The sequence below is a fragment of the Winogradskyella sp. Asnod2-B02-A genome, from assembly GCF_045063645.1.
GTDB lineage: Bacteria > Bacteroidota > Bacteroidia > Flavobacteriales > Flavobacteriaceae > Winogradskyella.
This window is the reverse complement of sequence record NZ_JBEFOG010000027.1, coordinates 988,535-1,002,822: the sequence shown is the minus strand read 5'-3', so window position 1 is coordinate 1,002,822 and position 14,288 is coordinate 988,535. Positions and strand designations below refer to the sequence as shown.

Below are 14,288 nucleotides of genomic sequence, written 5' to 3'. Positions count from 1 at the left end.
ATTAAAATTTAAAATTATAAGTAACAGAAGGTATTATTCCAAAAATAGCCGTTCTAGATGCCTCATTTTCTCCAGTATCTTCATTTTGATTAAATGAAATAGAAGCTGCATTTCTTCTATTATAGACATTATATATTCCAAAAACCCATTCACCTTTCCAACGTTTAGTTGAGTCGTTACTTGGTAAGTATGTCGCAGATACATCTAATCGATGATATGCAGGTAAACGACTTTCATTTCTACCATTATAACTGGCAATTGATAAACCTTCGTAAGTATATTGACTATTAGGATATGTTACTGGCCTTCCTGTTTGGTAGACCAAATTGCTACTAAAATTCCATTTATTATTAAGTTTATAAATACCTGTTAGAGAAATATCGTGTGTTCTATCATAGGCTGTATTATACCAATTTCCATAATTAATGCCTGGTCCACCAGCCTTTCCTCCAAGAGTTCTCTGTTCTGACTTAGATAATGTATAAGCTAGCCAGCCTGTAAATTTCCCTTCATTTTTTCGCAATAATACTTCTAGACCGTAAGCTCTAGCCTCACCATTTAATATTTCGGTTTCAATGTTATTATTACCTATTAAATTTGATCCATCGACATAATCTATTCTATTATCCGTAGTTTTATAATACGTTTCTACCTCTACAGAATACTTACTGTCATCAATGTTTTTATAATAACCTAGAGCATATTGATTAGATTTTTGAGGCTTTATGTACTTACCACTTGGTGTCCAAACATCTAGAGGTGTAACAGAAGCTGTGTTAGACAATAAATGTAAATATTGTGTGGTTCTAGTATAGCTTGCTTTTAGCGAAGAAGTTTCGTTTAGTTGATAAGAAAGTCCAAATCTAGGTTCAAAATTGTTAAATGTTTCTATAGATTCATTTTTCTTATAAAACGTTTCACCTATCGCTTCACCTTCTTCATAAATCCCTATATCATTATTATAAACTACTGGTTGATTGTTGAGATAAGTTGTGATGTTTTGACCGCCTAATCTAGAAAATCTACTAAATCGTAATCCATATTGAGCTGTTAATTTATCTGTTACTTTGTGCTCTGCACTGACATATACACCACTTTCAAATGCTCTTTTTTGTTCTAATTTCAAATAGTTTATTGGTGAATTTTCTGATGTAGGTTTAACTATTCCTGGATTTAAGTTGTATAAAATACCACTAACACCAAAATCTAATTTTATATTTTCATTTAGATAGTATCCAAAATCGTACTTCAAATTATAATTTTTAATATCCGCTATCCAGTCTAATTCTATAAAATCTAGAATTATTTGATAATCGTATTTACTATAGATTAACGATAAGTTTGAAAATAATTTATCATTATAAACATGATTCCATCTTAGGTTTCCGGACGTATTACCATATTTATTTTCAATTATGTTTGCGATATCAAAAACATCTCTACCAAAATAACCTGAAAGATAAACACGGTTATTTTTATTTATTTCATAATTGGTTTTTAAATTGATATCATAAAACGAAAGTTTACTATCTTCTATATCTTCAATTAAAGGCATAAATAAATGCGCATAAGACGTTCTGCCTGCAACTATAAAAGACCCTTTCTTATTAAACAACGGAGCCTCTAAAGCTAACCTGCTTGATATCAGCCCAATACCACCATTTGCAGTGAACTTTTTACTATTTCCATCTTTTTGTCTAATATCTAAAACTGACGACACACGACCTCCAAATTTTGCAGGAATATCACCTTTATACAGCTTAATATCCTTGATAGCATCAGTATTAAATACCGAAAAGAAACCGAAAAAATGAGATGTATTATAAATTATAGCCTCATCTAATAAGACTAAATTTTGATCAGCCGCTCCACCTCTAACATTAAATCCGGCAGAACCTTCACCTCCATTAGTAACACCAGGAAGCATTTGAATAGATTTTATGACATCTACCTCACCTAAAACTGCAGGCATCTGTTTTATCGTTGATGCATTCAATTTAGAAACACTCATTTGAGGTTTCTTAATATTTACCTGTTCTGGTTCGTCTGAGGTTATAATTACCTCATCTAATTGTGTCAAAGATTCTTTAATCTCAAAATTTAAAGTTTCGTCTGTATTCAAATTAATTTCTTGAAAAATATCTTCAAAACCTACATAAGAAACGATTAATGTATAATTTCCTTTTGGTGCGGTTATGGAGTAAAATCCGTACTCGTTGGTTGTAGATCCAATGGTTGTTCCTTTAAGAAAAACAGAAGCTCCAAATACAGTTTCTCCATTGTTAAAATCCTTTACTGTTCCTCTAATTGTGTGGCTTTCTTGAGCGAGAATAACACTACTAAATATTAGAAAAATACCTAAAAATAAGTGCTTCATTGATGTTTTTGATTGGTTGGTTTATTCTATAGACGATACAAATACCTATTCGTTACAGGCATAAATCATCTAACGTAAAAAAATCTAAATTATTCACAACTAACACAAACTTAATGTTATCTATTTTGAATTCATTGCTAATCAACAACAAAAAAAGCCAAGCGACAAGCTTGACTTTTTTGTTATTGAATTAAGACAAAATATTATTTCTCTGTAGTTGCTTCGGCAGCTTTATCTTCAGATTTGGTATCTTTTTCTCCATAAGCAGCGTTGATTGCTGTTGTAACTGCCTCTGAAATATCATTTTCTTCCTTACCGTACATTACGCTACCAGCTTCATTTTTACCTAAAATATAAGTGTAACCGTTCTTTTTACCGTAATCATTAACAAATGTATTCACCTTTGAAATTACAGAATCCATTTCAACACTGAACAATTGTTGCATTTGTTGTTGCTCATATTGAAACTGTTGCTGTAATCCTTGTTGTTTTTGCGTTAAACTTTGATACATTTCTTGACGTGCTTTTGCAGATAGTGTTTGCTCTTTAGCTTGAAACGCTTGGGCTTCTGCTTGAAAAGCTTTACCAATACTATCCATTCTTAATTTAAACACTTCATCCTTTTGTTTAAACTTATCTTCAATATCTATTTTCATTTGATAATCGTTAATCACTTTTCCGTTATCAACGAAAGCTATTTTCTGTTGTTCTTGGCAAGATGCTAATGCAACTAATACTGTTAAACTTAAAATTATTTTTTTCATTTTTATTTTCTATTTAATTTTTGCAAATGTATAAAAGTTACTTTGTGATTACACTAATTTTTTAACTATTGATGTTTTCTATAGTGATTTTTACTTATAATTATTAAAATCAATTAAAAACAAGGCCATATAAGAGCTTTTAAGCACACTTTGAAATTCAGCAATATTATTACGCATTTAATATTAAGATACCGAAACAGCATTGCTTATATTAAGAATTAGCATTCTTTAAGACATAAATATGCGAAGAATACTCTTTAGACCGTTTTGCCTTTCGATTAGATTGCCACCCTACCCAAAATGCTTTTAACGGATTCATAAATCCTGATTTGTATTTTTCGGAAAGCAAGCAGACATAATAGGCATCAAATTTCATTGGTAAGATTTTCACCAAGGTCAAATTTCCTTTTTTAAATAATTCTGAAATAGAAGTTTTAGAAAAATGCCAAAGGTGTCTTGGTACATCAAACGCTGCCCAAAAGTTTTTGTAGTATTCAGCATCATAACTTTTGTAATTAGGAACCGCAATTACCAAAGTACCATTTGGTTTTAATAAGGATTTAAATAAAGCCGTGTGCATTTCCAAATCTGGTAAATGCTCTAACACATGCCAAAGTGTAATGACATCAAAACTATTCGGTTTTAGTTTTGATAACTCTTCCGTTTCAAAAACATTATTATTGGTTTTAGAATTTGCAATTTTACGTGCACTTTCGTTAGGTTCTATTCCTGTAATATTCCAATTATCTTTTAAAGCTGTTTCTAAAAAATCTCCTGTTCCGCATCCAATATCTAAAAGTGTTTTAGATTCTGACTGAAATGAATTAATTAATTTCAGTTTTCGCTTTAAGGAAACTTGCCTCACTTTATGGTATACAAATTCTAATAGATTTCGCTTCGTGTCCGTGTGCGAAATATAGTCTTCACTTTTATAATATTCAGACAATTTTTTTCCTTGAGGTTGAGGGAATGTTTCTAACATATCAAGTTCCTTATTATATAATAACTGGAACTCTTCTTTAGAAACGGAATGGTCTTTTAAGGTAAGATATGTTGTTTTTTTATGTGGCACTTGATTTGCTTATTCTGTTTAAAATGAACTACAATATTAATTATATAAATTCATTTCTATTTGTTTAATGAACGAAATATCATTCTTTGTTAAAACTATAAACGCAGAAGGATTTAGAGCTCCTGTTATTGCTAAAATCCCATAATCTTGATTAAATATTATCGGATCTACTCCATCAATTTTTGGTTTAGTCATTTTATAACTGTCAAACCAAATACCATTAGAATTTGAAATTACTTCTGTTTTATCAATTTTATAGTCGGTACTTAAATCAAAAAATAAAATTTCAGAATTCATGTTATAACTTAATGTCATGTTTCTAGAAAAGTCGGTTTCGTCAAAATAATTATACTCAATAATTGAATCTTTGATTATTTTTTTAAAGTGATATGGTGTCCTAAAAAGTAAGGTGTCCTTATTTAATCCATACAAATAACGTGTTTCGGATTTCTACGAAATTGGTTCTGAATTATATTTTTCCTGTATATCATTAAGCATGCAAAACAAAAATATAATAGCAGAGATAACAATAATGGCAAAAATAAAAACCAGTATATCTTATGTTTTCATGACATCCATTATAACTAAATTATAGAGATACTTCGGTTGCACTGAACAACAAAAAGAACCAAAATTATTTAATTGTTTCACGTGGAACATTATAATTTTGAATCAAAAAAATAGTTTTAATTATATAATTTATCTCCCCAAATAAACCAATAAAACTGAAATATCATTAGGATTAACTCCACTAATTCTTGAAGCCTGAGAAATGGTGACTGGTTGAATTTTAGTCAATTTCTGTCTAGCTTCTATACTCATAGATTTTAATTTTGAATAATCAAAATCTGCAGGTATTTTTAAATTCTCAAGTCTATTTAATTTATCTGCATTGTTCTTTTCCTTATCAATATAACCAGCATACTTCACTTGAATTTCAGCCTGCTCGATAACCTCTGTATCCAAATCATTTGCTTGAATATAACTTTCTACCGCGTCAAACTTCCTAACATCATCAATGGTAATATTTGGTCTAGCATACAACTTAAACATCTTATCTTGTTGTTTAACTAGTGCTGAATTTTTAGATTCTAAAACCGGATTTGCCTCTTCTGGCTTCACACTTGTATCTCTAAAAAACTGTACAAATGCTTCCGATTTAGATTGCTTTTCTTCCATACGTTTTAAACGTTTTTCAGAAGCCAAACCTAATTGATACCCTTTAGGTGTTAATCTAAAATCCGCATTATCTTGTCTTAATAAGGTTCTATATTCTGCACGAGACGTAAACATTCTATAAGGCTCTTCTGTGCCTTTTGTAATTAAATCATCAATTAAAACACCAATATAAGCTTCATCCCTTTGTAATGTAAAAGGGTCTTTTTCACTCACTTTTAAACTCGCATTTATTCCGGCCATTAAACCTTGAGATGCCGCTTCCTCATAACCTGTAGTTCCATTAATTTGTCCAGCGAAATACAAGCCTTCTACTAACTTCGTTTCTAAGGTATGCTTTAATTGTGTAGGTGGAAAATAATCATACTCGATAGCATAACCTGGCCTAAAGAATTTTACATTCTCAAAACCAACCACAGAACGTAAGGCTTTAAATTGAACATCTTCTGGTAACGATGTAGAGAAACCATTAATATAATATTCACAAGTATTCCACCCTTCAGGTTCTACAAATAATTGATGTCTATCTTTATCTGCAAATCGGTTTATCTTATCTTCAATTGAAGGACAATAACGCGGACCAACACTTTTTATTCTTCCATTAAACATTGGTGAACGGTCAAAACCTTCACGCAACAAATCGTGAACCAATTCACTTGTGTAAGACATGTGACACGAACGTTGTTCCGTTAACGGTTTTGTAATATCTAAATACGAAAACTTCTCAGGATTTACATCTCCAGGTTGCTCAATCATTTTGGAAAAATCTAAAGAACGACCATCTACTCTTGGTGGTGTTCCTGTTTTCATTCTTCCAGATTCAAAACCTAAATTAACCAGTTGTTCTGTGATTCCGGTTGCAGCTCTTTCACCTGCTCTTCCTCCACCAAAATTTTTATCTCCAATATGAATTAACCCATTTAAAAAAGTTCCATTTGTAAGTACGACAGACTTCGCTCTTACCTCAACTCCAAGAGACGTTTTTACACCGACCACTTTATGATTTTCTACAATAAGGCCAGAAACCATTTCTTGATAGAAGTCTAAATTCTCAGTGCCTTCTAAAAGCATTCTCCAATCTTCCGCAAAGCGCATTCTATCGGATTGCACTCTTGGACTCCACATTGCTGGTCCTTTAGATTTGTTAAGCATTTTAAATTGAATCGCAGAGGTGTCAGACACAATTCCGCTATAACCACCAAGCGCATCAATCTCTCTTACAATTTGCCCTTTAGCAATTCCTCCCATAGCAGGATTACAAGACATCTGAGCGATGTTTTGAAGGTTCATGGTAATCAATAATGTTTTGCTACCCATATTTGCAGCAGCTGCCGCAGCTTCACTTCCTGCGTGCCCTGCACCAACAACTACAACATCATATTCCTCGTTAAACATAACTTTGGTTTATCTTAATTTATTCACAACCCTTTCTCTTTGTTTTTGTCTAGCTGAACTTGTTTCAGCTTCTATACTATAATTAAATTCTAGATTCTCAAACGAGTTCAGAATGACAAACCAGAAATTAGGTCGATAAAAACAACTGTTCCACGTGGAACAATCATATTCATTTCTAATTGAAATTTTCAGCCTGCAAATATACAATGAAATTCAAACAGTTCTCAACAACGACTATTTGTAATCCGAATTAGAGATTCCTTTCTTCAAAGCAATTTATCGCTTACCTAAATAGTAATCTTCCTTAGAGCGCATTAATTTTTCATCGTCTTCCGATTTGTCTTTGTAACCACAATAATGCAGTACACCATGAATGATTACACGAGCCATTTCATCTTCAAAAGATACCTTAAAATCTGAAGCATTTTCCTTTACTCTATCTACCGAAATATAGATTTCACCATGTAGTTCTTTTCCTACTGAATAATCAAAACTAATAATGTCCGTTAAGGTATCGTGATTTAAGAAATCAACATTCAATTTGTGTAAATAATCGTCTGAACAGAAAATGTAATTTATCTCTCCTTCTTTACAATTTTCTTCTAAAATGGTATTGGTAATCCAGTTCGAAAAACTTTGTTCTTCGTCTAAATTAAAATCGGATTCGTAGTTAAAACTAATCATTGGTTTTCTTAAAATACTCCTGAATTTTTTTCTTTAAATGATTTTGCAAAGGTAATGCTTGACGATTTAAAATTTCAGTGGTATTAAAATATTGTTTTGCCGTAGGAATCTGACTTGGATTATTCTGGTTAAATTCTTCTTTATTAGTTTCAGATTTACGCTTCGTATCTTGACCTTGCATAAAGGTTGCATTCTCCATTTTTAATAATTGATGTTGCACATCCATCATTTTTTGAAGCGTTTGATTTGTAAATCCTGTGTTCAATAAATCGAGTTCAATCTCTTCCATTTGTTTAATTAATTGTCCTGCAGATTCAATTTTTCCTTCTTTACCCAATCTATCTTCTAGTGCTTGACGCAATAATTGTTGTTTCTGATATATCTTAAATAATTCACCATTCTGCTCTTCACTTCCGCCTTCACCATAACCGTCATTTTTTTCACCTTCACCTTCTCCATTGCCATCACCTCCATTTTTACCTTCTTTTCCATTCTTGCCTTTTCCTTCACCATTTTCACCTTGACCATCACCTTGTTTTTGCCCACTTTCATTACCCTCTCCTTTCTGTTCACCATTCTTACCAGACTTACCTCCTTTTCCACCTTTTCCTTGACCTTCACCACTCTTACCAATCTCACCACTTTTACCATCGTTACCTTCTTTTCCGGCTTTGCCTTTATCACCTGGCTTTTCACCTTCTCCTTCTTTTCCTTCCTTACCAGACTTGCCAGGTTTATCTCCTTCGCCTTCCTTACCTTCTTTTCCTTTCTCTCCTTCTTCACCCTCTTTGCCTTCTTTGCCTTCTTCCCCTTTCTTAACACCTTCCTCCATCTTCTTATTAAGTTCTTCTTGACTCATAATAATATCATCGAGCTGAGATTCACCTTCGCCTTCACCTTGCGATGGATTCATATCCATTTCCATATTATCTAAAACATCACTTAAAAAACTCGCTAATTCATTGGTAGATGTCACTGCGTATTGTTGCGCACCAACTCCTTGGTACAATCTGTTTTCAGAAAGCTGTTCTAAAGCCTTATCAATGTTAAAATAAACCTCAGTAATCTGAGAATTCACTTTCTCTGAAATCTTTGGTTGTCTTAACGATAACGCAAACAAACTATCGTCTATATGTTCAAAATGCTCTCTTAAATTACTTTGTTCAATAATGTACTTTCCGTAGTTATTGTTATTAATGCCAATACTCTCAAAAGTTTCCATGAGTTCTTCTTGGTCAAAAGAATACAATAACAAATTCTCTAATATTTGGCGCAAAGCATCAATATCTTCTGAGGCTTGGTCTCCACCACCTCCTCCACCAGCTGCTGCTTTTTTTAGCATATCACTGATTTCCTTCATTTTCTTAGCTGCTTGCTTTTGCTTCTTTTTAGCTTTCTCTTTCTGTTCTTTAGCTTTTTCAGAATCTTCTTTAGATTCACTTTCTTCATTCTGTTCTAAAGCCTCTTTAGCTTCCTTTTGGTCAAATTTTATTTCATCTTCTAAGAATTCATCTCGAGCAATCTTCATTGGTTTTTGAAGTTGCCTGTCTTCTCTTTTTAAATCTTCTAAATCTTTCTGAAGCTTATCAAAACCCTGGTTCAATTTTTCCTGAGCTTCTTTGGTATTATCTTCTTCTTTTTTAGATAAATCTTCTTGTGCTTCTGATAATTTTTCTAATTCATTAGATACTTTTTCAGCCTTTTTCATCACATAGAAACGCTTTGTTAATTCTAAAAGCTGTTTCATGCTACGTTTCTTATTCTTGTTTTGCTTGGCTAATTCTTCAAGTTTTTGCGTGAACTCTTCCTTGTTTATTTTATCCTTTAATTCTTCAAGCTCTTTGAGTAATTCTTCGTCTTTCTTTAATTGTTCTTCATTCTCTTTTAAACGTTCTTTTAAATCTTCTTTAAATTGGTCGTCTTTCTTTTCTTCTTTTTGAAATTCTTCTAAATTATCTTGCAGTTTTTTGTTGAAATTTTTCATCAACTGTTCCTGATTTTTTTGACGCTTTAAGAACTCTTCAAATTTCTTTTTGTCATTAAAATTCAGACTTTCTTTTTCCTTTTGCGTTTTAGATAATTCTTCGAGTTTTTTATCTTGTTCTTGAAGCTTATCGAATGTTTTACTAATATCTTTTATCGTTTCATTTTGCTCGTTCAGCTGCTTCTGTTCTTCTTCATCTTTAGTCAATTTTCGGTAACTAAATGTTGAACTTTTTGTACGCTTATAATTATGTAGTGCATCGTTATCAAAAACTTCAAAATACAATTGGTAACTTACACCATCTTCTAGATTGAATTGATTTGGAAACGCGCTTACAAATTCACTAAAATTAGATTTTGAAATATTAATAGGTTCAACTACTTTTTTAGATTCATCTTCAGTAGGATAATACACTAATTGCAGCTTTATTAAACCGTAATCATCACTTGCTTGTCCGTAGAAATACAAGCTCTGTTGGTCTATAGAATCTATTTGAACTTTTATATTCATTTCAGGATATATATCCTTAACGACATTGATATTGTACGCTAAATTCTCGTAGTCTTTTAAATCCTCGTTACTGGTTGTGATGCTGTAATTGTAGTTTTTGTACAAACGTTTTGAAGCTTCAAAATTGCCATTATCAATTGGTTTAAAATTCAAGGTATCTTCTGCATAAATTTGAACTCCTGTTGTGGATTTTGTTTTTGCTTTCCATGTGATATTTGTGCCTTCTGGTATCACAGCAGAACCTGTACTTTTTAAAACCTCATCTTGTTTTTTGGTGTGTGATGGATAATCTAACACCATTTCAAAATTGACCAGATTTGGTGTGTTTACTACAGTTAATTTATATGGTTTAGACGTGACATCATTAGCCGATAACGTAAATTCTATAGCTTCTTTTGGTAGACTAAAAGTGTATTGAAATTCGCCAGCTGCAACTTGCTGTAAAAAATAAGATTGCCCATTGAATTTTATTTGTGCGTTCTCAGGTATTACATTTCCGGCTGTTGAAATTTGCAACTTAAAGTCTTTATTTTCAATAGCCTGTAAGTTTTCATTCAAAACAAAAAACTGAAAAGGTGCTGGTGGCTCGTACGCTGTTTTATAATTAACAACACGCTCGTAACTATCACTAAACCAATTTATTTTTCCTGTTACAAAGGACAATAGTAAAATAGCAATAGGAATTGCTGCATACTTTAAATATTTGGTATTCGAGTTGAAATTGATTGCCGACTTAAAAGGAATCGGCTGTAACTCTTGGGACTTCTGCTCTATGCTTGCTAATAGTAAATCGGATTGTTGTGGACTTTGATTAAGTTGAAGTACGTTTAATAATTTATCGTTGACTTCTGGAAAATGGTTTCCTATGAGTTTTGAAGCCGTTTCGTAATTAATGCCTTGTCTTAATTTGAATAAATGTGATAACGGAATGGCTATAAATTTTACGAAAAGTGCTAATTCTACTGCAATGAATGTCCAGAATAGGAAAGTTCTAGCGGTTGGGTTTAACCAAAGGACGTATTCCACAAAAAGTGTAATAATTAGGTATAATAAACCAATGGCGAAAAATAAGATGGCGCCTTTTAGTAATTCATTGGTGTAATACCTTTTAATGAATTGTTCTAGTTTTTGTTTTATGGTTTCGAAATTGCTCAATTTTTTATTTTAGCTTTTATTTCCTTGGTAAATTTATACTCTATTATATTTCTTAATTGATCTGTTCATTTTGCCTTGATGCAAAACGAACCAAAAAATCATAACGATTTGTTAGGAAATTGCAAGCACCATTCGTTGATGCATTACTAATTATATTTATTTATAAAATCTAGTGTTCCATCGTTGATTTAATAAATCAACGATGATTATTACTCATTATTTCTGAAAATCGTTGTGTCCGACTATGTCGGAACTATGACACTTTATAGGCTTTTGCTGTACTTTTAGTGAAATTTCAATTCAATAAAATTTAAACCTTCCGATGCTAATTATTGAGGTTTGACTTTTCCAACTACTACCAACCCACAACTCTTCACTAATATCAACTGACTAAACTACGATTTTATTTTAATCGAAAATAGTTGAAAACTAATAAGATTCTGTTAATATAGAAGAATTAACGCTTAAATACGGAAAAACTTAACAACTGCTTATTTTCTTTGTTCTAAAAATCTATCAAACTATCTTTGTGCTTTAATATACAATTATGTCTAAAAAAGTACGTGTGCGTTTTGCACCAAGTCCAACAGGACCTTTACATATTGGTGGTGTAAGAACCGCTTTATTCAACTATTTATTTGCCAAAAAACATGGTGGTGATTTTGTTCTTAGAATTGAAGATACAGACCAAAACCGTTATGTTGAAGGTGCTGAAGATTACATCATTAAATCTTTAGATTGGTGTGGAATGCCTTTTGACGAAGGTCCAGGAAAGAACGAAAAATTTGGTCCTTACAGACAAAGTGAGCGCAAACATTTATACAAACAATATGCTGATGATTTAATCGCAAGCGGAAACGCTTATTATGCTTTTGATACAGCAGAACAATTAGATGCAGAACGAAAAGGCCATGAAACTGAAGGGAAAACGTTTATCTATAATTGGCACAATCGTGAAAAAGGACGCTTGGTTAACTCTTTGGTTTTAACTGAAGCTGAAACGAAAGCTAAAATTGACGCTGGTGATGATTATGTAATTCGTTTTAAATCGCCTCAAGATGAAACGTTACAGCTCACAGATATAATTCGTGGAAATATAAAAATTGATACCAATGTTTTAGATGATAAAGTATTGTTTAAAAGTGATGGTATGCCAACCTATCATCTAGCAAATATTGTGGATGACCATTTAATGGAAATTACACATGTAATTCGTGGTGAAGAATGGTTACCATCTTTAGCATTACATCAATTATTATATAATGCCTTTGGTTGGGATGCTCCTGAATTTGCGCATTTACCGCTAATTTTAAAACCAACAGGAAAAGGAAAATTAAGCAAACGTGATGGCGATAAAATGGGCTTTCCTGTATTTCCTTTAGAATATACAGCACCAGACGGAACGGTTTCTAGAGGTTATAAAGAAGATGGCTATTTCCCAGAAGCAGTTGTAAATTTCTTAGCCTTTTTAGGATGGAATCCAGGAACAGAACAAGAGATTTTTAGTTTAGAGCAATTGGTTGCTGATTTTGACTTAGCGAGAGTAAATAAAGCTGGCGCACGTTTTGACCCAGATAAAACCAAGTGGTTTAATCATCAGTATATGCAACAGCAATTAGATTTAGATTTGGCTGAACAATTTAAAGCTTCTAAACCAGAATTAGTAGACATTGATGTTAACTATATTGCGTTGGTTGTTGGTTTAATAAAAGAACGTGCCACGTTTGTTGGTGATTTTTGGGATTTATCTCATTTCTTTTTTACAGCTCCAACGTCTTATGATGAAAAAGCATCTAAAAAAGCGTTGAAAGAAGGAACAGCTGATGTGATGACTAAAGTTATTGAACTTGTTAATGCTACTGATGACTTTACAGTTGAAAATCTTCAAACCAACATTAAAGGTTGGATTACTGATAACGAAATTGGTTTTGGTAAAGTAATGATGCCATTAAGACTTGCTCTCGTTGGTGCATTACAAGGACCAGATGTTTTTGATATTATGTATATGATTGGTAAAGCTGAAACTGTTAGTCGTATCGAGAATTTAATCAAACAGATTTAGTTTATTTTAAATATAAAAACACCCCTAAAGTCCCCTCAAAGGGACAATACATGTGATAAAAATTATACTTAAAATTTTGAATTTATGAAGTCTTATTTTTTCATTTTAGTGTTTATCCTAAGTTTAACCACATCTTGTAAAAGTGAAAAAAAAGCAGAATTACCAACAGCTACTGTAGAATTACCATTACACAATAAACGTGTATTAATTTTAGGTAATAGTATTACGCAGCATGGTCATTATGTAGACTTTATAGAATATTATATACGTAAGCAATATACTGATAATCAATTAGATATTATCAGTATAGGCTTATCTGGTGAAACAATTTCTGGGACATCAGAAGACGGACGAGATTATCCTAGACCAAATGTTAGAGCACGATTAAATAATGCTCTAGCCGAAATTAAACCAGATGTTGTTATTGCCTGTTATGGGATGAATGATGGAAATTATCATCCTCTAGATAGCCTTAGATTTCAAGAATATAAAACTGGCATTTCAGAATTAAAAACTAAAGTTGAAGGCATTGGTGCTCAATTAATTTTGATGACACCAACTATTTTTGACCCAAATCCTATTGCAGAACGTGTATCTAAAGACGGTGAAAAACATGAATATTGGCATCCATACTATAAGTATAATGATGTCTTAGAGGCTTATGCTAATTGGTTGTTGAGTATTGAAACTGATGACCTTCAAGTTGTAGATTTACATCATCCTTTAGATTCACTTTTAGACGATGTAAAACGAATAAAATCGGATTCCACGTTTATTCCAGATGGTGTTCATCCTAATAAAATTGGGCATTTATATATGGCTCAAACGATTCTAAAAGATTTCTATCCAACAATTTCTATTGAGAATCCAGTGACTGAAATCGCGTTTTTAAAAACAGATTCGCTTTATAATTTAGTTTGCAAAAGACGTGAATTACGTTCTGAAGGTTGGCGAAATTATGTGGGTTACACTAAAAACGGTGAGACTATAAAATGGGATTCTATTTCTCCAACTAAAATGGAAGTAGATAAATTAGATTTAGCCATTGATAAGCTATTGAATCAGTAAATATTTAAACCTTAGATTGCCACGTCCTTCATCCTCGAAAT

The 14,288-nt window shown here is 32.1% G+C and carries 9 protein-coding genes; 2 read left to right on the top strand and 7 right to left on the bottom strand.

What is annotated here, in order from left to right; all coding sequences use genetic code 11:
* Window position 1 precedes the first annotated feature (1 nt).
* The 7 genes from ACJJVO_RS12425 to ACJJVO_RS12395 all read right to left on the bottom strand — a co-directional run bounded on the left by ACJJVO_RS12425 (window position 2) and on the right by ACJJVO_RS12395 (window position 11,117).
* Complete coding sequence (locus tag ACJJVO_RS12425; protein WP_405574640.1) at window positions 2-2,377, bottom strand: TonB-dependent receptor; 2,376 nt, start codon at window positions 2,375-2,377, stop codon at window positions 2-4.
* A gap of 203 nt (window positions 2,378-2,580) precedes the next feature.
* Window positions 2,581-3,141, bottom strand: a complete 561-nt coding sequence (locus ACJJVO_RS12420; protein ID WP_405574638.1) for an OmpH family outer membrane protein — start codon at window positions 3,139-3,141, stop codon at window positions 2,581-2,583.
* A gap of 211 nt (window positions 3,142-3,352) precedes the next feature.
* On the bottom strand, window positions 3,353-4,213 hold the full coding sequence (locus ACJJVO_RS12415) for a class I SAM-dependent methyltransferase (RefSeq protein ID WP_405574635.1): 861 nt from the start codon (window positions 4,211-4,213) through the stop codon (window positions 3,353-3,355).
* Window positions 4,214-4,249: 36 nt separating this feature from the next.
* Complete coding sequence (locus tag ACJJVO_RS12410) at window positions 4,250-4,645, bottom strand: hypothetical protein (RefSeq protein ID WP_405574632.1); 396 nt, start codon at window positions 4,643-4,645, stop codon at window positions 4,250-4,252.
* Between the two features lie 267 nt (window positions 4,646-4,912).
* Window positions 4,913-6,784, bottom strand: coding sequence for a tRNA uridine-5-carboxymethylaminomethyl(34) synthesis enzyme MnmG (gene mnmG / locus ACJJVO_RS12405; RefSeq protein ID WP_405574629.1), 1,872 nt, complete (start codon window positions 6,782-6,784; stop codon window positions 4,913-4,915).
* Between the two features lie 276 nt (window positions 6,785-7,060).
* Window positions 7,061-7,468 (bottom strand): rRNA maturation RNase YbeY, encoded by a 408-nt coding sequence (gene ybeY / locus ACJJVO_RS12400; RefSeq protein ID WP_405574626.1) that lies wholly within the window; start codon window positions 7,466-7,468, stop codon window positions 7,061-7,063.
* Complete coding sequence (locus tag ACJJVO_RS12395) at window positions 7,461-11,117, bottom strand: hypothetical protein (RefSeq protein ID WP_405574623.1); 3,657 nt, start codon at window positions 11,115-11,117, stop codon at window positions 7,461-7,463. The genes ybeY and ACJJVO_RS12395 overlap by 8 nt, the downstream gene beginning before the upstream one ends.
* 547 nt (window positions 11,118-11,664) lie before the next feature.
* On the opposite strand from ACJJVO_RS12395, the gene gltX reads away from it, so the two are divergent.
* Both gltX and ACJJVO_RS12385 read left to right on the top strand, forming a co-directional pair.
* The gene (gene gltX / locus ACJJVO_RS12390) at window positions 11,665-13,179 is read left to right on the top strand and encodes a glutamate--tRNA ligase (protein WP_405574621.1); all 1,515 of its coding nucleotides are present in this window, start codon (window positions 11,665-11,667) and stop codon (window positions 13,177-13,179) included.
* An 84-nt stretch (window positions 13,180-13,263) separates the two neighbouring features.
* Window positions 13,264-14,247 carry an SGNH/GDSL hydrolase family protein gene (locus ACJJVO_RS12385; RefSeq protein WP_405574618.1) on the top strand — a complete coding sequence of 328 codons (984 nt, stop codon included), beginning with the start codon at window positions 13,264-13,266 and terminating at the stop codon, window positions 14,245-14,247.
* The last annotated feature ends 41 nt before the right edge of the window (window positions 14,248-14,288 follow it).

What these genes read in the sequence shown, in the direction of transcription:
- ACJJVO_RS12425 (WP_405574640.1), bottom strand. Translation starts at nt 2,377, where the DNA reads ATGAAGCACTTATTTTTAGGTATTTTTCTAATATTTAGTAGTGTTATT.
- ACJJVO_RS12420 (WP_405574638.1), bottom strand. Translation starts at nt 3,141, where the DNA reads ATGAAAAAAATAATTTTAAGTTTAACAGTATTAGTTGCATTAGCATCT.
- mnmG (WP_405574629.1), bottom strand. Translation starts at nt 6,784, where the DNA reads ATGTTTAACGAGGAATATGATGTTGTAGTTGTTGGTGCAGGGCACGCA.
- ybeY (WP_405574626.1), bottom strand. Translation starts at nt 7,468, where the DNA reads ATGATTAGTTTTAACTACGAATCCGATTTTAATTTAGACGAAGAACAA.
- gltX (WP_405574621.1), top strand. Translation starts at nt 11,665, where the DNA reads ATGTCTAAAAAAGTACGTGTGCGTTTTGCACCAAGTCCAACAGGACCT.
- ACJJVO_RS12385 (WP_405574618.1), top strand. Translation starts at nt 13,264, where the DNA reads ATGAAGTCTTATTTTTTCATTTTAGTGTTTATCCTAAGTTTAACCACA.